This window comes from Enterobacter sp. BRE11 (genome assembly GCF_031844285.1).
Lineage (GTDB): Bacteria > Pseudomonadota > Gammaproteobacteria > Enterobacterales > Enterobacteriaceae > Pantoea.
The window spans coordinates 70,040-88,891 of the sequence record NZ_JAUZUX010000009.1; the positions used below are offsets into that span (position 1 = coordinate 70,040).

The window sequence follows — 18,852 nt, forward strand, 5'->3', positions numbered from 1 at the left end:
TTCGATTTGCAGGCTGATAGGTTTTTGCAGCATTTATTAACAATTGCTTGCAATGATAATAGCAATGCGTATATTTCTCATTTGCTTTCTTGCAGCATTACGTCAGTAAAGTGCCCTGCGACCGGACAGGAGAGACGATCCAGCAACCCGTGGCAGCCATACCCAATAACGAAAAAAGAGGAAGAGTGATGTCTTTTGATGTTCAGCGCGTCAGGGAATACCGTGCGGGCGAGTCCGCCAGCGCCATGAAACGCCCGCTGCAACGCTCGCTGCTGGCCGTGCTGATCGCCGCCAGCGTTGCGCAGAGCGCTCAGGCTGCCGAGACGGCCGCCTCCAGTGAACAGACGCTCGTCGTCGACGCCAGCGCCAGCAGCACCGGTCAGCAGGACGCGCGCGATTACAGCGTGCCCATTACCCGCGCCGGCACCAAAATGGCACTGACCGCGCGCGATATCCCGCAGTCGGTGACCATCGTCAGCAAGCAGCGCATGGAAGACCAGCAGCTCCATTCGCTGAATGACGTGCTGCACAACACCATGGCGATCACCGCCGTCAGCCCCGATATGGATCGCATTACTTATTATTCGCGCGGCTTTCCCATCGACAACTTTATGGTCGACGGTATTCCGACTACCTTCGCCTCAAACTGGAACCTGGGCGACGCCAAATCTGATATGGCGCTCTACGAGCGGGTTGAAGTGGTGCGCGGCGCGACCGGTCTGCTGACCGGGCCGGGCAACCCGTCGGCCGCTATCAATATGGTGCGCAAGCACGCCGACAGCAAAGAATTCACCGGCAGCGTCTCCGCGACCTACGGCAGCTGGGGCAAGCAGCGCTACGTCGCCGATCTCTCGACGCCGCTCAACAGCGACGGCAGCGTGCGCGGCCGCCTGGTAGCGGGCTATGACGACAAAAACAGCTTTATTGAGCGCTACGGCGCGACTAAGCAGTTTGTCTACGGCGTGGTTGACGCCGATCTGACCGACTCTACCACCCTCTCGGTGGGCTATGAATTCTCGCAGGTCAACACCGACTCGACGATGTGGAGCGGCACGCCGCGCTGGTACACCGACGGCACGCAGATTCATACCCGCCGCGGTTTCAACACCGCGCCGGAGTGGGCCTATAACGATCAAGAGAACAAAAAGCTGTTCGTGAGCCTGAAGCAGGATTTCGACAATGGCTGGAACATCACGCTGAACGGTACGCACAACGAGATGTACCTCGACAGCAAGCAGCTCTACCTCGACGGCTACTTTGATAAAACCACCGGACTGGGCGTCTCGCAGTACGCTAACTATCCGGTAGTGGGCGGCACCGGCTATAACACCGGCAAGCGGAAGGTGGATGCGGTCGACGCTTTCGCCAGCGGCCCCTACGAACTGCTGGGCCGTCAGCATGAGCTGATGGTTGGCGTTAACTACAGTCGTCAGGACAACAAATATTACAGCTCCTGGGCCAATATCTCGGCGGACGAGCTGGGCAACTACAACGACTATAACGGCAACTTCCCGGAGACCGACTGGGGCCCGCGTGAGCTGACGGCGGACAGCACCACCGTGCGGCAAAAAGCGGTCTACCTCGCGACGCGCATTTCGCTGGCCGACCCGCTGCATCTGATCCTGGGCGCGCGCTACACCAACTGGAACCGCCAGACGCTGGCCAGCGGCGAGGAGCTGGAGAAAAACAATATCACGCCGTACGGCGGGCTGATTTACGACTTCGCCGAGAACTGGTCCGCCTACGCCAGCTATACCTCGGTGTTCCAGCCGCAGGACTACCGCGACAGCAGCGGCGCCTTCCTCTCGCCGGTGATCGGGAAAAACTACGAGGTGGGGGTGAAGTCCGACTGGCTCAACAGCCGTCTGACCACCACGCTCTCCGTGTTCCGCACCGAGCTGGACAATGTTGGTGTAGATACCGGCCAGGTCATTCCGGGCTCGCAGAGCACCGCCTACGTAGCGAAGGATGGCGTGGTCAGCCGCGGCGTGGAGTTTGAACTGAACGGCGCGCTGACCGATAACTGGCAGATGACATTTGGCGGCACCACCTATCTGGCGGAAGATCGCGACGGCAACGCCTATAACGCGCAGCTGCCGCGCACCAGTTTCAACCTGTTCACCAGCTATCGCCTGTCGATGCTCGATCAGCTGACGCTCGGCGGCGGCGTGAACTGGCAGACGCACACCTGGCAGGATGTCGGCGCGCCGGAAGGCAACGGCACCTGGCACGCGAAGCAGGGCAGCTATGCGCTGGTGGATCTCTTCGCGCGTTATGAGGTGAATAAAAATCTGTCGCTGCAGGCCAACCTGAATAACCTGTTCGACAAAGAGTACGACACCTGGGTCGGCGCCTATAACGTCTATGGCGCGCCGCGCAACTTCTCGGTATCTGCGACCTATCGGTTCTGAGTGGACTTTCAGCGAGTAAAACCACGGCGGGACAGCTCAGGCTGTACCTGCCGTTTTGCTTCAAAGAGATGACATCGTCAGGCTAGCTGGACAGAGAGGCAAATTAAGGGATATTTTTGATATAGCCGCTTAAATAAACGACATTCCCGCTAAAACGAATGTCGCCTTCAGGAGCAGCGACTTCAGTAAGCTCATCCAGTAAACAGGGGGTTATTGCCAACGCCTGCGCAACCGCTGCTTTATCAACATTCATATTCTCATAAAGAAAGTTCAGAGCACTGGGCAAAAACTCCGGCTTCTCGCTGACGATCAAACTATCTTCCTTTTCATCTATCGCTTCGCCTTTGCGTTTCAATGCGGTAAAAGCCGTTTTGTACTGTGCGTCCGTCAACAAACCGAGCTGATGCGCCCGGTAAACGATCGCCGCTTTGCTGACCTTCCAGGTTAGCTTGAATTCGCTTAATCCTTTCCAGTTAATTCGTCCTCCTACTGGCGAGGGAAAGAAGCTGGCCATCGCCGATCGAGGAAGCAAAAGTGCTGAAGCGAACCTGTTCGCTTGAGATTCCGTCGTGCGATCGCCTGTCGTCATGCCGCTGTGTAAAACCAGATGCCCAATCTCATGCGCAATATCGAATCGCTGACGACAGGCTGATTTCTTCGCTCTGTTTCTGACAATAAACGGGCGTTCGAGCGGCACAGAGAGCGCATCGACCTCATCGGAAAGGGAATCAAACGAGGTTACGAAAGCACCGAGTTTTTCGGCCAGACGCGTCACGTTATCAATTGGCCCCCATCCCAGCCCCCAGTCGATACGGCATTTTTCAGCTGCTTTCTCAATCTCTTCCGGGGTATGGGCGGTAATCTCCTGAAAACAGACGGGAGGCAGTTCCAGTTGCCGATCGAGAAAGGTAATCAGGCGACCGTAAAGCTCGGCCTTTGCCAGCGTAGAAAGCCGGGTTGACACACGCGTGCCTTCCCGCTTACGAAAATGCACTAGCTCTTCATTAGTGCGTTGTGGCTCCTGAAGGCAAAAAAATTGAGGCGTCACTTTTAAGGCGACGGCTAATTCTTTTGTCAGTACGGGAGTAGGGACAGCAATGCCGGTTTCCAGCCGCTGTATATACTGACGAGTCTTGCTGACGCGCTCAGCCACCTGCTCCAGCGACAGCTCGTGATACAGACGAGCCAGTCGTAAATTAGAACCGTTAAACACGTTTCACCTGTTACTCATGATTAGATTGTTCTGGCCTGTCGCGGCTCGGTGCGCGGATAGGATCCAGAACAATGGGAACGGAAGTGGGTGGGGTATCGCCCATCGCATGCAGCGGCGGAACACGCCCTTCTCCATAGGTCCATTTTGAAACAATTTCATCTAGCGCGTTAGTGCCAATGAAATGCACTCGCGCGCCTTCACCCTCAAATTCTGGCTTCTCAACCACAAAGCGATGCAGCGTAGGCGTGGTTAGCTGAGGCTCAAAAAGCTGGTCCACTTCATTCCTGCGGAAAAAACCGGGCTTTTTGGGATTGTCCGGGTCGTCTGCAAAAAAGCGCACTGGAATGTTTTCAATATTGAACGTCACATCCATCCCCGGATGAGTCAGCTGCAGCCATGTATGCTTATTACTCAAACAGAGCGCGATAAGCATTTGTCGCTGTCGGCCAAACGTACAGGCTCCGCGAGTGTAATTATCATCCAGAGGGGAAGAGAGTTGCTGCCAGGTCATATCCAGTACCTTAAGCAGCTCTTCGGCAATAAGTTAAAGACGTTCTTCAGAAAGCGCAGGGTAAAAAAGCCAGGGGTAAGGGTGAGTTTGCATTTTTAATATTCCTTCAAATTGCAATTTGTGGGATTTGTCAATCGGGATGTTGGTGCGCAAAGGCAGGTTTGTCAATCATTTTTGGGATGCCCGACGCGTCAGAGGGTTATTTATGGTGCTGTAAGTTAATACCGACGCACGCTGCTTCATACGCCGCAACGCGCTCACGAATTTTCGGCAGCAGCAACCGCCCGTAATCCGCCGCGTCGCGCAGCTGATCGAAGCCGCGGAACAGGAAGGTGGTGACGCCGAGCTTGTAATATTCCAGCGCCGCCTCGGCCACCGTCTCCGGCGCGCCGACCAGTGAGGTGGAGTTGCCCGCCGCGCCGGAAAGGGCGGCGATGCCGGTCCACAGGCAGCTGTCATACACTTTGCGCGCCGTCGCCAGCTGATAGAGCCGCTGCGAGCCGGTATTGCTGTCAGGCTGGATCGCCTGGCCGCCGATCTTCGCCTGCGCCTGCGTGAGCAGATGGTCGGCGCGCCGCCAGGCCTCTTCATCGGTCGCGCCCAGCACCGGACGCAGCGACAGGCTGAAGCGAATCTGATCCTCGCGGCCATATTTCTGCGCCGCCGCGCGCACCTGGGCGATTCGCTCTTTTACCTGCTCCAGCGGCTCGCCCCACATCATATAAACGTCGGCATGCCGCGCAGCAATCTCTACCGCCGCCTCCGACGCGCCGGAAAAGTAAATCGGCACGCGTGGTTTCTGGTGCGGCTTCACCGCGGTAAAGTTGTCCCGCACCTGATAGAAATCGCCATCAAAGCTGAACGGCTGCGGTGACGTCCATACCTGCTTCATCACCTCCAGATATTCGCCGCTGCGCGCATAGCGGCTTTCCTTATCGAGAAAGTCGCCGTCGCGCTGCAGATCGCCGCTGTCGCCGCCGGTAATCACGTTGATCGCCGCGCGCCCCTGGCTGAGCTGGTCCAGCGTCGCGAACTGGCGCGCTGCGAAGGTCGGCGCCTGAAAGCCGGGCCGATGCGCCACCAGCAGGCCGAGCTTATCAGTGAGCGCCGCCACGTAGCTGGCGATAGTCATCGAATCTGGCGCGCGGGTATTTACCGCCAGCAGCACTTTGTCAAACCCCGCATACGCCTGCGTCTGGGCAAAGGCTTTGATAAAGGGCAGATCCACCACCTGACCGTTGCCGGCGTCGGACTCGCTCGCCTCATGCGCGCCGACCAGACCAATAAATTCCAGCGTCATCATTTACTCCTGTCGGATAAAAGGGCCGCTTTGCCGGCGGCGGTGAAAATAACATCGTCCTGCGGCGTATGGATCCGGCCGCACAGTACATTGCGCAGGTGGCGTTCGAGCGGGCTGGCGCGCGTCAGCGCGTGATTGCCGATAGGCTCGACCATCAGTTGCACGCTGCGAATGGCGTTGTCGATGGTGACCTGTTTCACCTTTGCCGCGTCGGCTGCGGCGATCTGTCCGGCCGCTGCGGCGTCGAGCAGGGTGCGGCTGGTAAACAGCAGAGTTTCAATGCGGCCCGTTAGCTCCTGAAAGCGCGGCAGGCTCGCCAGCGGCTGGCCCAGGTTGGCGGGCACGCGCTGCTGCAGAAAGCGGATGAACTCACGCCGCGCCGTGCGTGCCACCGCGTCATAGAGCGTGCCCAGCAGTACCGCCATCCACAGACTCTCTTCGTCGTTGAGCGCCGGACGCGGCGTGCTCCAGCGGCTGACGTTGACCGCATTCTCCAGCGGCACCCAGACCTCCTCAAGCACCACGCGGTGGCTGCAGGTGGCGCGCATGCCCAGATGATCCCACTCCTCTACGATGCGAATGCCGGGCGCGCAGGCGGGCACCAGCCAGGCGCCGACCAGCGGATCGGCGTCGTCGCTGCGCCCCCAGACCAGAAACCAGCTCAGCCCGACGCTGCCGGTGGAGTAGATTTTCTCGCCGCTGATGCGCCAGCCGTCGGCAACGCGCCGTGCCGTGGTGGCGGGCAGGCCGCCGCGCGCGGGCGTGCCCAGCTCCGGCTCGACGCGCAGCGCGTTGATCAGCGCCCCGTCCTGCGCGATGCTCTGCGCCACCTGGCGGCGCAGGTCGGCGGGCCAGCTGGCGTCGTCGCCGAGCCGACGGGCGTTCAGGTATTGCATAATCAGGATAAGCGCGGTGGAAGGTTCACCTTGCGCCACCGCCGCAATCACCGCGCGGCACGCCGCCAAATCCGCGCCGCCGCCGCCCGCCGCCGCAGGCAGCGCGAAGCTGAGCAAGCCATGCTGGCGCAGCAGCGTGAAATTGGTAGTGGGGAATTCGCCGAGTCTGTCCACCTCCGCCGCGCTGCTCGCCAGCGTCTGGCTAATTACCGGCAGCAGCTCGTGGAGATATTCGCTAAGCGCCATTATCTTTCCTCGGTTATTCGGGATGATTTTCGATTCTTTATTTTTCTCCCGGCGAAGTAAAAGCATTAAAGCGGATAACCACATGCGTAATCGGCATAATTTACAGGCTGGTTGCTCTCTCTGTTTCCCCTTACTCTGCTTCTGTCGTCATATTTATTCGATATTTCATTTCCGGGAAAGGGTATTTCATTCGGGGGAAAGAGCATGCCAGTAAATAGCGTTTTATCACGTCGGCAATTTTTGCATTATTCCGCTGCGGCATTCGCCGCCAGCGCCTTTTCACCGTCGCTCCGGGCGGATAACGCCATGCCCGGCATGTCGATGCCGCACGATTTGCTACAGGGCGGCGCGGGACAATGGGCGCTGGCGCAGCCGACGCCGGTGCGTCTGGCGGTCAACCTCAACGCCATCTGTCTGGCGCCGGTCGTGGTGGCGGATCAGCATCAGTTCTTTAAAGCGCACAACCTGGAGGTCGAGTTCGTAAACTTCGGCAACTCCACCGAGCTGCTGCTGGAGTCGATCGCCACCGGCAAGGCGGAAGCGGCGGTCGGCATGGCGCTGCGCTGGCTCAAGGCGCTGGAGCAGGGCTTTGACGTTAAGCTGACGGCGGGCACCCACGGCGGCTGTATGCGGCTGCTGACGCGCGACGACGGGCCGACCTCGCTGCAGGCGCTGAAAGGCAAAACCATTGGCGTCACCGATATGGCGGGCGCGGATAAAAACTTCTTCTCGCTGCTGCTCAAGCGGCACGGCGTCGATCCCAACGGTGACGTGGAGTGGCGCGTTTTTCCGCAGGACTTGCTGCCGATGGTGCTGCAAAAAGGGGAGATTCAGGCGGCGAGCGGTTCCGACCCGGTGATGTGGCGTCTGACGCAGCAGCCGGGCTATCGGGAGGTCGCCACCAACCTCAGCGACGACTACGCCAACCTGAGCTGCTGCGTGATCGGCACGCGCGGCAGTCTGATCCGCGATCGTCCTGAAGTGGCCGCGGCGATTACCCACGCCATTTTGCAGGCCCACGCCTATGCCGCGCAGCATCCCGACGTCATTGCACAGGCCTTTAACAGCAAGGCGTTGAATACCCGTCCTGACGAAATCGCCAGCGTGCTGAAAACCCATACCCACGGCCACTATTCGTCAGGGGAGGCCTTTGTGAAAGAGATCGATATCTACGCGCGCGATCTGAAGGCCATCAACGTGCTGCGCCCGGAAACCGATCCGCTGCTATTCGCCAAAGGCATCACCGCGAACGTGCTGGCGTAAAAAAATACGGCAGCCCGAGGCTGCCGTTTTATTCCTCTGTCTCTCTTACAGCAGCAGCTGCGAGGTCTGCACCGCCGTCGCCTCTTTCAGGCTCTCCGCGGGGTGCTCGTGGCTGAACAGCCGCGTGCTGAGGTAGTTGACGCCGCCGTCGGCCAGCAGCAAAACGATGCGCTTGCCCTGATTTTCCGGCCGCGCCGCCAGCTGCTGTGCGGCAAACAGCACCGCGCCCGATGAATCCCCGACCAGTATGCCTTCCGCCAGCGCGAACTGGCGCGCAGCCTGATACGCCTGCCAGGTTTCCACCGCGATCGCGTCGTCATAAACCTGAGGATCCAGATTCGGCGGGATCCGCTCCGGCGGCTGGCCGCTGAAGGCGTGGACGCCGGTAATCTCCAGCGGTTCCGGATGCTGCGGGCTCGGCTGCGAGCCGATGCCCGGTTCGACGGCGACTACCTGAATGGCGGGATCCTGCGCTTTCAGATAACGCCCGATGCCGGAAAGGGTGCCGCCGGTGCACACCGAGGCGACGAAAATATCGAGTTTGCCCTGGGTATCGCGCCAGATTTCCGGGCCGGTGGTCAGCTCATGCATGCGCGGGTTCGCCGGGTTCTGTAGCTGCTGAAGAAAATGCACGTTCGGCTCGGCTTCGGCCACCTGCGCCACCAGCCAGCGGGTGGCGGCGACAAAGTCGCCGTCGCTGGCCTCGTAGTAGTCGGCGAAGCCCGGCACGGTGCTGAAGGGCACTACCTCTGCGCCGTAGGCCTGGATAATCTTGCTGCGCTCGATACTGACGAAGTCGTTGATGTAGACGCGAAAGCGATAGCCTTTGGCCGCCGCAATTGAGGCGACGCCGATGCCGGTGTTGCCGCTGGTGGTTTCGGCAATCGTATCGCCCGGCCTGATGAGACCGTCGCGCTCCGCCTGTTCAATCATCGCCAGCGCGATGCGATCCTTGACGCTGTGGTTAGGGTTAAAGAGTTCCAGCTTGCCGAGCAGTTCGGCGCGCACGCCGTGGCGCTCGCTAAAGCGCGACAGGCGCAGCAGCGGCGTTTGGCCAATCAGTTCGGTCACAGAGTTATAGATAGATGCAGCCACAGGCGACTCCTCTTGAGAAAGCGTTACCATTTCACCGCGTTGCGCTGCCAGGCGAGCGTGCGGTCGCGAACCAGAAACAGCAGGGTGATCAGCGATGAGAACAACACCGCCATCACGATCAGCGCGGCATACATATTGGCGTAGGCGGCCCAGCCCTGCGCCCACTGCAAATACCACCCCAGACCCGATTTGACGCCCATCATCTCTGCCGCCACCAGCACCGAAAAAGAGGCGCCTAATCCCATAAACAGCCCGACGAACAGGTGCGGCAGCGAGGCGGGAACCGCGACGCGCAGTACCAGAAAGAGCGATTTCGCTCCCAGGGTGCGCGCCACGTCGTAATAGCGGCTATCGACGCTGGCGACGCCTGACCAGGTGAGCACTGTGACCGGGAACCAGGTCGCCAGCGCAATCAGAAACACGGCAGCGGCGAAGCTGGAGGGGAAAAAATAGAGCGACAGGGGCAGCAGCGCCGTCGAAGGCACCGGGCCGAGAAAGCGCAGGATCGGATGCACCCAGTAGCCCAGCCCGCGCGACCAGCCGATGGCGACGCCGGTGACGAAGCCGACGATGCTGCCGTAGAGAAAGCCGAAGGCCAGCAGGCGCAGCGAGTTGAGCACGCTGTCGAGCAGGCGCGGCCAGTCGGTAGCGTAAGCCTCGATCAGCGCGCGCGGTGGCGCGAAGAAGGGCGCGGGCAGTAGCGCCAGCTTGGCGGTGATGTATTCCCACAGGCCGATTAGCAGCGCCAGCGCAATCAGCCAGCGGCCGCTGCGCTTCAGCGGCTGCCAGGCCTTCAGCGTGGGCGCGGCGCAAGAGCCGAGCACCAGCGCGGTAAGCAGCGTCGCCAGCGCGATAAACAGTTCGTGGGTCTCGTTGACGAAACGCGGCGCCGCGAAGCCCTGCGGCTTATCGGGCAGCGCGATCATTAGCGCTACCAGCGCCCACCACGCCAGCAGCGCGCCCCACAGCGCCGGTTCGAGGCGCCGCGACTCGGCGCGGCGGCGCAACGTCAGAATATCTGTGGCCATGCTGCTCTCCCTAACTCATCTTCCTATGGTGATGCTGGCCGTTATCCGGCAGCAGATCGGGCACATAGTGATCGGCAAACTGCTGCGCGTCGGTGTCCGGGCGGATCATGTTGATTTTTTTCAGCTCGTTGACGTAGGTCGCCACTTCGCCGCGCAGCTGCGCCCCGGTAGAGTGGTGGCTGTGGGTATGCTCTTTCAGCATCGCGGCGATGGACTCGACCGGCACTGAGCCGGGCACGAACGGCTGGACGATCTTCGCCGTCTCCTCCGGATGGTCGGCGGTCCACTGCTGCGCGTCGACAATCGCCTGGGTGATCGCCTGCGCAGTGTTGGGATCGTCGCGCACCAGCGAGCCGCGCAGCCCCAGCACGCAGCATGTCAGGTGGGCATATTCGCCGTTCAGGTTATTGTCTACTTCTACCAGCCCGTGCTGCTGCTTCAGCAGCCAGCCCTGCGGGTCGTCGGTCGCCAGCGCCTGCACTTCGCCTTTACGCAGCGCCTCGCCGAAGAGATCGGCGGGATACTGCAGCCAGTTCACCGCCTTATCGGGATCGATGCCCTGTTTCGCCAGCTGAATGGCGAAGAAGTTGCGGATTGGGCTCGCCTGGTCGGTCACCGCCACCGATTTGCCCACCAGATCTTTTACGCTACGGATGTTGCTGTTTTCCGGCGTCAGCAGACGCATGCAGCCGCCGTGGGTGCCGACGGTGAGATCGACGTCGAATCCCTGCTCCAGCGGCTTGAGCCAGCGCAGCGCCATGCCGATGCCGCCGTCCGCCTGACCGGTGGCGATCGCCTGCAACAGCGCGTCGGTCGGGCCGCTGAAGTTTACCGGCTCGACGTTGAGACCATATTTTTTAAAGAATCCCTGCTTCAGCGCCACCGAAATGGGCGACTGGCAGACCGCGGTTTGTCCCCAGGCGAGCTTGATGGTTTTCAGTGGCGGATCCTCCGCCAGCACGGAACCGGTGAATACCGGGCTTAAGCCGATTCCTGCACCCAGCGTGGCGAGGCCGCGCAGTACGGTGCGTCGGCTCAGCGAGAGTGAATGTAATGCCATAGCGCCTGTCCCTTTTAGTGAATTACCTGGAAACTAACGCATGCGCCAGACGTCACCAAATAACAATCCCGCATGTGCTCATGCGATATTTCATTATGAAGAACGGGCAAACCTATTACCGCTTTCGGCATATTTCATTCGCGAGGCGCGTGCTATTTATGGGGTTATTAAGCGGACTTCGGAGACTATTTTATGGCGACGCAAGCGGCAGGCGTAAATATCGATATAGAAAATGTCAGCCACCATTTTACGCTGGAGGGCAGCGATTTGCCGGTGCTGGAAAATATCAGCCTGCAGGTGCGGCCGGGGGAATTTGTCGCGCTGCTCGGGCCGTCGGGCTGCGGCAAATCGACGCTGCTGCGCCTGCTGGCCGGGCTTGAGCAGCCCGCCAGCGGCGTGCTGGCGGAAGAGGGACGCGCCATCACCGCGCCGCATCCGTCGCGCGTGGTGGTATTTCAGGATCCGACGCTCTATCCGTGGCGCACCGTGTACGACAACGTCGGGCTGGGGCTGCAGATTCGCGGCGAGAGCAAACAGGCGGCGCAGACCCGCATCGACGCCATGCTGCGTCGCGTCGGGCTGCAAGAGTTCGCGCGCGCCTGGCCGCATCAGCTCTCCGGCGGCATGGCGCAGCGCGCCGCGCTGGCGCGGGCGCTGGTCAACCATCCGCGCCTGCTGATCCTCGACGAGCCGCTCGGCAAGCTCGATTCGCTGACGCGCCTGCGTATGCAGCAGGAAATCGTCGATCTCTGGCAGGAGCAGAACTTCACCACGCTGATGGTGACGCACGACGTGGAAGAGGCGCTGGTGATGGCGAATCGCGTGGTGGTCTTTAGCTCGCGTCCGGCGCGGGTATTGGATGTGATCGACGTCGAGCAGGCCTATCCCCGCCGCCGCGACGATCCGGCGCTGGTGGCGCTGCGCAGCCGGGTGTTGGCGCTGCTGGGCGCGGAGCAGGCCGCCGCCTGAGAGATGCGATTATTTCGTCAGGCGCGCCGCCATTTTCAGCGCGTTGTCGAAGATGGCGGAGGCGATCGCTGGCGGGATAGCCGCGGGTAGTTGCGCCCTGACGCGCGCTACGGCGGTGGGCAGCGCCTCGGCGAAGAAGGCGAGGATCTGCGCCATCCTCTCCCTGGAGAAGCGCACGCTTTCCGCCGTGGCGAGGAAATGGCGCGGAAAGATTTTATCTATTTCGCTCTTTTTACCTTTCGACGCGCTTAGCCCCATCGCCAGCTTCAGCTCGCGGATATTGAGGCCTGCGCCGCCCAGCACCGGATAAGCGGAAAGAATGTCGTAGAAGGGCGTTAGCCGGTAGCTGCCGCCGCGCTCGATATAGAGCGAAAAGTTTTTTGCATGGCCGTCCGTGGCGCCGATCAGCCACTGGAACACCTGAAACTTCATAAAATCGTCGCGATCCTCAAGCGCATTGCTGGAGCCCATCAGCAGCGACATAATCGCCGCGATGCCTGGGCCGCCGTCAGACTCATATTTGGTCGCCGAGGCGAGGCCGAGGCTCTGGCAGATATCTTCCTGCGGCAGACGCAGCAGCCGGGTGCCGTCGGCGCTCCAGCGGCGATCAAATCGTCTGACCGCCAGCGCGCGCAGCCTGCCTGCCGTGATAATACTGGCGTCGGGCACGCGGAAGCCGAGCTCGCGCGCCAGCGCCAGGCAGACATACTCATTTTCCACGCTGTCGCGCATATCGAGGGTAGCGAAGGGCTGTTTAATTTCGCCGATCGGCAGCTTAATGATATGCGAGGTTGGCGTCGGCCCCTGGGGGATCGCCCAGCCCCGATCGGTATGCAGCAGCGCGGTTTTCTCCTGCGCGCCCGCCACGGAGATGCGGAAGTCGCGCTCTTCCGGGATCATGCCCAGCGGAATATCGCTCTGGTACGCTGAGAGGATCTTTTCCAGCCGCGCCGTGTCCAGCGGCTCATAGCGGAGAGAGAGGTCAGGGGCGGCGGCCTCTTCGGGCAGCAGCATCACCGCGCCGACGCTGTCGCGGCCCACTTCCCGCAGCAGATCAAACGGCTGCATCGACTTCGCCCGATAGCGGTTAAGAATGCGCTCCCTGACGCGCGGATTGTCCGGCAGCAGGTTGTCGAAAAAGTTAATCACGCTGGCCGAGGCGATAGCGGGGTACTGCAGCGGCAGCGAGAGCGACAGCGGCCGCGCCAGCGGATTGCTTAGCCAGCCCGGCGCATACTGAAAGAGATGCGCGCCGTTTTTCTGCCGTGTCAGGGTGCCGACGCGCTCGCCGTTCATCCAGGCGATAAGCCGATCCATTACCAGTCAAGCTCCTTGCCGTTCTGCGCCGATTTACCCTGAATGACCAGCTCCTGCTCCAGCGACTGCAGGATCTTAAACAGCGTCGTCAGCGTGGTTTTGTCAGGATTGTTTTCAAAGTTCGACACAGTGGCCTGCTTGATGCCGACCCGGCGCGCCAGATCGCTCTGCGTCCAGCCACGCTTCTGCCGTTCAAGCCTGACCAGGTGGGCCAGCTGTTTGGGGCTGTATATCATCACCGCTCCTGATCAAAGGCGGGGATGCAGCTATCCCCGCCTGGGGGTAAAACCCAAAATATACCCACTAAAGGATAAAGTAAAGCGTATCCTCACCTGGGGATAAATCAGCCGCCCCAGCGGCGCTGCAGATAGCGAACGGCGGGCTGCGTCTGCGGCTGATTAAGGTAGTTTTCCCGGAACAGAATGGTGCCGTCGATGCCAGGTGTAGTTTCGTTGAGATCGAGCTGCTTCTTCAGCTCCGGCACGCCGCCTTCTACCGTCCAGTCTGGCTCGGTACGCGACGGCTCGCCGATTTTATAAAGCGCGACGCCGATATAGAGGCGGGTATGGGTCGGCTTCACCACCTGCGCCCACCAGTGGGCCAGCACGTCGTAGCGCGCCGCCTGTCGCGCGAAGGGCCAGTAGAGCTGCGGCGCGATATAGTCGAGCACTCCCTGCTGCACCCAGCGGCGGGTATCGGCAAAGGCTTCGTCGTAGGCGGCCGCGCCGCGCGTGTCGGAGCCTGCCGCATCGTGTGACAGGTTACGCCAGACGCCCGCGGGACTGACGCCGAACTCGACCTGCGGCTTAATCTGCTTGATGGTGCGCGACACCTGCTCAATCAGCAGTTGCGTATTGTGCCGCCGCCAGTCCGCTTTTGAGGCGAATCCCTGGCCCCAGGCGCGATATGTCTGGGCATCGTTGAGCGGCGAGCCTGCTGTTTCCGCATAAAAATAATCGTCGAACTGCACGCCGTCGACAGGATAGCGTTTGACCACTTCAGCTACGATGCTGGTGATCCAGTCGCGCGCGTCCGGGATGCCGGGATCCAGCACCAGCCGATCGCCGGCGGTGCGGATCCAGTCGCGGTGCAGCACATAGACGCTGGCGGGGTGCAGCGACAGGGTGCGGTTCAGCTCGGCAAGGGTTGACGGACGGGTATTGACGGCGACGCGGTAGGGATTGAACCAGGCGTGCACTTTCATGCCGCGCTTGTGCGCCTCATCCAGCATAAACATCAGCGGGTCGTAGCCGGGATCGGCGCCGATGGTGCCGGTCAGCATATCAGACCAGGGCAGAATATCGGAGCGCCAGAGCGCGGTGCCGTCCGGTTTGACCTGGAAAAAGACCGTGTTGATGCCGAGGCTTTTCAGCTTGTCGAGTTTGGCCGTCAGCGCCTGCTGCTGTAGCTGAATGCGCTGCGCCGCGCTGCTTAGGTTAACCGAATTGACCGGCGGCCAGTCGAGACGGGAAACGGTCGCCAGCCAGACGCCGCGTACCGGTTGCTGTGCGGCTGCCGGCGTGGTTTTTTGCGGCTGCGGCTTTGCGCTGGGAAGGGGCGTGACCAGCGACTCAGGTGGTCTGGAGGCGCAGCCAGCCAGCAGCAGGGCCGCGGCGACCAGCAGTTTTTTGCGTGCCGCGCCGAAGGAGGCGATGGAATAACTGATGGTAAACTCCCTTTCATCTTGCTAACTACCCGGAGGCATCATTCTCTGGTTATCACGGCGTAAGTCAACCGCTTATCGGAAGGCGTTTACTTAAGGAAAAGGGAGCAGCGAATTGCAGAAGCGGGGATGAGGCAGGGGCGGCTGAGGAGAGACAAAAGGGCGACAAACATGCGGGGAGAGTGTCAGTTTGCCGTTGCCTGAAGGCGAGCCTCAATTAGCGGCCTGGCGCTCAAGCGCGAGCCTGTTCAGCAACGCTGACACTCCCGTTGTGCACGCCTGGCGCTCCTGGAACTCAGCTTACAGGAGTCAGTAACGACCGGCAGGTTACTTACCGGCGTGCGGCATCTGCTCGGCGGACTTCAGATGCGCCTCTACCACTGGCGTATGCGCATCAGCCAGGGTTTTCACATCGGGATCCTTAATATTTTTGGCGTCACTTTGCAGTTTTGACAGCACCATCTTGTGATCCTTCGTGCCGGCGTTGGTCATATACATCTTGTCAAAGGCGGCGCCGCTCTCTTTTTCCAGCTTCGCGGCCATGGTTTTGTGTTTGGCATCCGGCTCCGTTGGCAGCGTCACCCCTTTTTGCTCGGCGACCGTCTGAACTTTGGTCAAGGCGGCGCCGTGGTCATCGACCATCTTCTGCGCGTAGGCTTTCACGTCGCTGCTCTCTGCCTTGCTCAGCGCGATTTTGGCGGCGGCGATTTCATTGATATTGGCCTGCGCCATATCCTTCAGCGCTTTTTCGTCGCCCGCGCTGAGTTTGCCGCCTGAGGCGCTCTGGCCTGCGGCGCCGTTCTGCGCAGGGCTGGTTGGCGTCTGGGCATACACGCCAGCCGTGCTAAACATCGCGACCACTACAGACAGGGTCAATAGTCCTTTCAGGGTTTTATTCTTTGGCATGGTGTTCTCCAGATACTCATGAGGAGGCTGGCGTCAGGCTCTTAACCCGGGACAGCCGTGTAGGGTAAACAGAAGTGCATTAGTCAGTATAGGTTAACTATTTGGGACAGCAGAGAGAGGCAAGGGTAGGGCTGAGCGAGTGGATGGCACTGGCTTGCTGTGGCAAATCTCAGAGGATGTCGGGCAAGGAGGCAGGCAGTATGATCGACCAGGTGGTTAATCATTTTTAACTCAGTATTACCGTCCGGCCAAAAATGCTTTTGCTAAAGGTCCACTATGTGCCAGAAGCGGACGTTTCCGGCATCTGCATGCACTAAGCCGTGGAGAATAGCTTTCACTGCATAACCATACAGATATACAGGAATTATCAGGGGCATTTGTCAGTATTTCGGACAGGAAAAATACCGAAAACAGCCTTCGGGCTGCAGAACCGCGCTGAGAGCTTTTCAGGCGGTGCATCAGGCACTTTTATGTAAAAAAGACTCTCATGCATACAGTAAATCGTGCATGCTTCATGACACAAATTCACAGGTAGTGAATCCGATTGAATAAGGAATTCAGGACGTGATTGACTTCACCCGTTTTGTCGAACGCTATGAGCAATTTAACGCTTCATTACTCCCTTCTGATAACATCACCGAAAGCCGGATCAATGATTTATATATCCGGGTATACAGGCCAATGGCAGCCCTTGATGAGGTTCTTATTGTCTACCATGGTGGCGGGGTCAACTCTGACGCTGGCTACGACATTCTTGCACGACAGTTGAGTTACGATCTGCCCGTCTGTGTTTGTCTCGTCGATATCCGTGGGCACGGTCGTTCGGTAGGTGTCCGGGGAGAAGCTTCCAGTCCTGTTCAAATCTGGCGTGATGTGGATGTCGTCATTGATTATGTCCGAACCTCTTTTCCTGATGCCAGAATCACTTGCTTGGGCACTCCAGTGGAGGCGGTATGCTGATAAATTACTTTACCCGATACTCTCTATCGAGGGTTGTTGAAAGCCTGATCTTGCTAGCCCCAGCATTAGGTCCTTTTTCACCTCCTGCTCTGAACCGCGAGTTTTCCTCTCCCTTTGCATCGATAAACCGTTTGAGCTTCATAATCAATGCTATGAGTGCAGGTTTTCTATGTGGACGTCGTGCAGGAGTAAGGCTTAATTTCCCCTGTGAGGTTATTAATGCAAGGCCTAACTTTGTTCAGACATACAGCGTTAATATGGCTAACGCCCTTACCCCTCGTAATCCCGAAAGGCAACTTAAAGAAATCTCTATTCCAGTAACAATCATGCTTGCTGAGCATGATGAACTGTTTGATGTAAGCCGTATGGAAGAATTTTTCAGGAACTGCGGCAATCCGAATGTAAGCAGTCGGGTTGTGGCAGATAGTACACATCTCGATTGTATTTTCGAGTTAACGGATATGGTGAGGGAACACTTCACTGGCCTGACTTCAAGAGCGCAATAGGTCAGTTATGTTCAACGTATTAGAACCACTCAGCTGTCATAAGTGAAATGTCCGCTGCTCGCTCATAGCGGACACTGGTCTGCGCGTTAGTCCGCTTTGTGCCAAAAGCAGACGTAGTTCGCCACATGAAATGTGCGGATAGAAAGCTGTTAAAGAGGCGTTAATGCTTCAACCATAGTTTTCTATTCAATTAGAATGCTAACGATATTTTAGGCTACCAAGTTTTTATTAATCAAAGGTTGAATCATGAATTCACGCGTTATTTAGCAGGAGATCTTTTTTTATGAAATACATCCACAACGCAATTGTGCCGTGCTAAAACTAATCAAGCTCCATTAATATTCCTCATAATCACGCATAATTTGTGATTGTTATAGAATTAAATACTGCACGTATGTTGCTGAGTGTTAAAAAAATAACTCCTTGAATCGTAGTATGTTAGCTCACATAAAACATACCAATCCCATACGGGAATAATCTAAAATATTTGAGGTGCATCTATGTCTAATGACAAAAAACCAAAAATAAATGATACTGACTCTGTCGTAATCTATGAAGCTTCTGATGCCATAAATGACTTGAGTATAGAGGCAAATAAAATAGATGCGCCTGAGAAGTTTTGTGAAAACTACGATGATATAGTTAAGGTTTTGAATAAAGCCATAGAATGTTTAGATAAAGTACACCTACCTGTTGTAGTTAAAACCGTTCTCGCACTGATAGCTATAAGAGAACTTTTAGCAAAAATTCATTCAGGATTTTGTCCTGTAAAATCACAAGGTGAAAAAAATGAATAAAAACGGTTTTTTCAGCGGAGAAATAATAACTCATTGGTTGACAGATCAAACTCCAAATAGAAATATGCAGTTAGTGGATGGTTATTCATATAGAGATCCTGACGAAAAAGATTGGGTTGCGCCAAAAGGTAGTATAATTAATGGTGCCAGCATTCCTCAGGCACTTTGGGACGTAGTTGGCTCTCCCTACATAGGTAACTATAGAAATGCATCGGTTATTCACGACGTAGCCTGCGACCAAGCAAAAACCAAAGAGGACCGAAAAAAAGCCGATATAATGTTTTACTACGCCTGTCTCGCAGGGAATTACCCTAAATTTCAAGCTAGGGTATTTTATGTTGCCGTCAGAATTGGTGCTTGGATTGATGCGTCAAATATGATAGTAACTGACACCACTTTCGATGAAAGTTTTTCAAACCCGAAATCAAAACAAATAATCCTAGTGACGCCGATCTTCGTAATATATTAAAAGATATAGGCACTGCTGTTTATGACCTCCCTGATGACACAACTCCTGAAACATTGGATTCAGTTATAGACCCTAAACTTACTTTCTATATGAATTCTTATATTAATATAAATACGTGAACTTAAAATTATCAGCGACATAATTTCGCAGATATATAAATCGTCAAATAATTTATATAGCGTCGCGTGCGAGTTAATTCACAGGGAGTTGATAATTTCAAATAATATCATGTAGTTACATAA

Annotated in this window: 16 protein-coding genes and 1 pseudogene; 6 read left to right on the plus strand and 11 right to left on the minus strand. The window is 57.6% G+C overall.

The window, feature by feature from the left end:
- Positions 1-245: 245 nt before the first annotated feature.
- The gene (gene fhuE / locus Q9R34_RS11085; RefSeq protein WP_485893872.1) at positions 246-2,411 is read left to right on the plus strand and encodes a ferric-rhodotorulic acid/ferric-coprogen receptor FhuE; all 2,166 of its coding nucleotides are present in this window, start codon (positions 246-248) and stop codon (positions 2,409-2,411) included.
- Positions 2,412-2,514: 103 nt separating this feature from the next.
- On the opposite strand, the gene Q9R34_RS11090 is transcribed toward fhuE, so the two are convergent.
- The 4 genes from Q9R34_RS11090 to Q9R34_RS11105 all read right to left on the minus strand — a co-directional run bounded on the left by Q9R34_RS11090 (position 2,515) and on the right by Q9R34_RS11105 (position 6,577).
- On the minus strand, positions 2,515-3,624 hold the full coding sequence (locus tag Q9R34_RS11090) for a helix-turn-helix domain-containing protein (protein WP_485893658.1): 1,110 nt from the start codon (positions 3,622-3,624) through the stop codon (positions 2,515-2,517).
- A gap of 10 nt (positions 3,625-3,634) precedes the next feature.
- Positions 3,635-4,135, minus strand: coding sequence for a hypothetical protein (locus Q9R34_RS11095; RefSeq protein WP_485893660.1), 501 nt, complete (start codon positions 4,133-4,135; stop codon positions 3,635-3,637).
- A 199-nt stretch (positions 4,136-4,334) separates the two neighbouring features.
- Positions 4,335-5,435 carry an LLM class flavin-dependent oxidoreductase gene (locus tag Q9R34_RS11100; protein ID WP_485893662.1) on the minus strand — a complete coding sequence of 367 codons (1,101 nt, stop codon included), beginning with the start codon at positions 5,433-5,435 and terminating at the stop codon, positions 4,335-4,337.
- The gene (locus Q9R34_RS11105) at positions 5,435-6,577 is read right to left on the minus strand and encodes an acyl-CoA dehydrogenase family protein (RefSeq protein ID WP_485893664.1); all 1,143 of its coding nucleotides are present in this window, start codon (positions 6,575-6,577) and stop codon (positions 5,435-5,437) included. Before Q9R34_RS11105 ends, Q9R34_RS11100 begins: the two co-directional genes overlap by 1 nt.
- Before the next feature lie 204 nt (positions 6,578-6,781).
- Between Q9R34_RS11105 and Q9R34_RS11110 the strand changes: the two genes are divergently transcribed.
- Positions 6,782-7,840, plus strand: a complete 1,059-nt coding sequence (locus Q9R34_RS11110) for an ABC transporter substrate-binding protein (RefSeq protein WP_485893666.1) — start codon at positions 6,782-6,784, stop codon at positions 7,838-7,840.
- A gap of 45 nt (positions 7,841-7,885) precedes the next feature.
- Here Q9R34_RS11110 and Q9R34_RS11115 read toward each other — a convergent pair whose 3' ends face one another.
- Genes Q9R34_RS11115 through Q9R34_RS11125 form a run of 3 tightly spaced genes read right to left on the minus strand, consistent with a single transcriptional unit; the run spans position 7,886 to position 11,023 of the window.
- Positions 7,886-8,935, minus strand: a complete 1,050-nt coding sequence (locus tag Q9R34_RS11115; RefSeq protein WP_485893668.1) for a PLP-dependent cysteine synthase family protein — start codon at positions 8,933-8,935, stop codon at positions 7,886-7,888.
- 23 nt (positions 8,936-8,958) lie between these two features.
- Positions 8,959-9,963: an ABC transporter permease gene (locus Q9R34_RS11120; protein WP_485893670.1), complete on the minus strand. Its 1,005-nt coding sequence runs from the start codon at positions 9,961-9,963 to the stop codon at positions 8,959-8,961.
- A 10-nt stretch (positions 9,964-9,973) separates the two neighbouring features.
- Complete coding sequence (locus Q9R34_RS11125) at positions 9,974-11,023, minus strand: ABC transporter substrate-binding protein (protein WP_485893672.1); 1,050 nt, start codon at positions 11,021-11,023, stop codon at positions 9,974-9,976.
- Positions 11,024-11,215: 192 nt separating this feature from the next.
- On the opposite strand from Q9R34_RS11125, the gene Q9R34_RS11130 reads away from it, so the two are divergent.
- The gene (locus Q9R34_RS11130; protein ID WP_485893674.1) at positions 11,216-11,992 is read left to right on the plus strand and encodes an ABC transporter ATP-binding protein; all 777 of its coding nucleotides are present in this window, start codon (positions 11,216-11,218) and stop codon (positions 11,990-11,992) included.
- Positions 11,993-12,001: 9 nt separating this feature from the next.
- Here Q9R34_RS11130 and Q9R34_RS11135 read toward each other — a convergent pair whose 3' ends face one another.
- From Q9R34_RS11135 to Q9R34_RS11150, 4 genes are all read right to left on the minus strand, one after another.
- Positions 12,002-13,309: a type II toxin-antitoxin system HipA family toxin gene (locus Q9R34_RS11135; protein WP_485893676.1), complete on the minus strand. Its 1,308-nt coding sequence runs from the start codon at positions 13,307-13,309 to the stop codon at positions 12,002-12,004.
- Positions 13,309-13,545 (minus strand): type II toxin-antitoxin system antitoxin HipB, encoded by a 237-nt coding sequence (hipB, locus tag Q9R34_RS11140; RefSeq protein ID WP_434123651.1) that lies wholly within the window; start codon positions 13,543-13,545, stop codon positions 13,309-13,311. The genes Q9R34_RS11135 and hipB overlap by 1 nt, the downstream gene beginning before the upstream one ends.
- Positions 13,546-13,652: 107 nt before the next feature.
- Positions 13,653-14,975 carry a glycoside hydrolase family 10-like protein gene (locus tag Q9R34_RS11145; RefSeq protein ID WP_485893874.1) on the minus strand — a complete coding sequence of 441 codons (1,323 nt, stop codon included), beginning with the start codon at positions 14,973-14,975 and terminating at the stop codon, positions 13,653-13,655.
- A 324-nt stretch (positions 14,976-15,299) separates the two neighbouring features.
- Positions 15,300-15,878 (minus strand): DUF4142 domain-containing protein, encoded by a 579-nt coding sequence (locus Q9R34_RS11150; RefSeq protein WP_485893678.1) that lies wholly within the window; start codon positions 15,876-15,878, stop codon positions 15,300-15,302.
- Positions 15,879-16,559: 681 nt separating this feature from the next.
- On the opposite strand from Q9R34_RS11150, the pseudogene Q9R34_RS11155 reads away from it, so the two are divergent.
- The 3 genes and pseudogenes from Q9R34_RS11155 (at position 16,560) to Q9R34_RS11165 (ending at position 18,610) form a co-directional block, all read left to right on the plus strand.
- Positions 16,560-17,344: pseudogene (locus Q9R34_RS11155) on the plus strand (alpha/beta fold hydrolase).
- A 500-nt stretch (positions 17,345-17,844) separates the two neighbouring features.
- On the plus strand, positions 17,845-18,141 hold the full coding sequence (locus Q9R34_RS11160) for a hypothetical protein (protein ID WP_313052749.1): 297 nt from the start codon (positions 17,845-17,847) through the stop codon (positions 18,139-18,141).
- The gene (locus tag Q9R34_RS11165; RefSeq protein ID WP_485893680.1) at positions 18,134-18,610 is read left to right on the plus strand and encodes a DUF1353 domain-containing protein; all 477 of its coding nucleotides are present in this window, start codon (positions 18,134-18,136) and stop codon (positions 18,608-18,610) included. Before Q9R34_RS11160 ends, Q9R34_RS11165 begins: the two co-directional genes overlap by 8 nt.
- Positions 18,611-18,852: the final 242 nt, after the last annotated feature.

Excerpts from the sequence above, each read along its gene's own strand:
- Q9R34_RS11125 (WP_485893672.1), bottom strand. The coding sequence starts at position 11,023 with ATGGCATTACATTCACTCTCGCTGAGCCGACGCACCGTACTGCGCGGC.
- Q9R34_RS11120 (WP_485893670.1), bottom strand. The coding sequence starts at position 9,963 with ATGGCCACAGATATTCTGACGTTGCGCCGCCGCGCCGAGTCGCGGCGC.
- Q9R34_RS11095 (WP_485893660.1), bottom strand. The coding sequence starts at position 4,135 with ATGACCTGGCAGCAACTCTCTTCCCCTCTGGATGATAATTACACTCGC.
- Q9R34_RS11135 (WP_485893676.1), bottom strand. The coding sequence starts at position 13,309 with ATGGATCGGCTTATCGCCTGGATGAACGGCGAGCGCGTCGGCACCCTG.
- Q9R34_RS11130 (WP_485893674.1), top strand. The coding sequence starts at position 11,216 with ATGGCGACGCAAGCGGCAGGCGTAAATATCGATATAGAAAATGTCAGC.
- hipB (WP_434123651.1), bottom strand. The coding sequence starts at position 13,545 with ATGATATACAGCCCCAAACAGCTGGCCCACCTGGTCAGGCTTGAACGG.
- fhuE (WP_485893872.1), top strand. The coding sequence starts at position 246 with ATGAAACGCCCGCTGCAACGCTCGCTGCTGGCCGTGCTGATCGCCGCC.
- Q9R34_RS11110 (WP_485893666.1), top strand. The coding sequence starts at position 6,782 with ATGCCAGTAAATAGCGTTTTATCACGTCGGCAATTTTTGCATTATTCC.
- Q9R34_RS11105 (WP_485893664.1), bottom strand. The coding sequence starts at position 6,577 with ATGGCGCTTAGCGAATATCTCCACGAGCTGCTGCCGGTAATTAGCCAG.
- Q9R34_RS11160 (WP_313052749.1), top strand. The coding sequence starts at position 17,845 with ATGTCTAATGACAAAAAACCAAAAATAAATGATACTGACTCTGTCGTA.
- Q9R34_RS11165 (WP_485893680.1), top strand. The coding sequence starts at position 18,134 with ATGAATAAAAACGGTTTTTTCAGCGGAGAAATAATAACTCATTGGTTG.
- Q9R34_RS11100 (WP_485893662.1), bottom strand. The coding sequence starts at position 5,435 with ATGACGCTGGAATTTATTGGTCTGGTCGGCGCGCATGAGGCGAGCGAG.
- Q9R34_RS11150 (WP_485893678.1), bottom strand. The coding sequence starts at position 15,878 with ATGCCAAAGAATAAAACCCTGAAAGGACTATTGACCCTGTCTGTAGTG.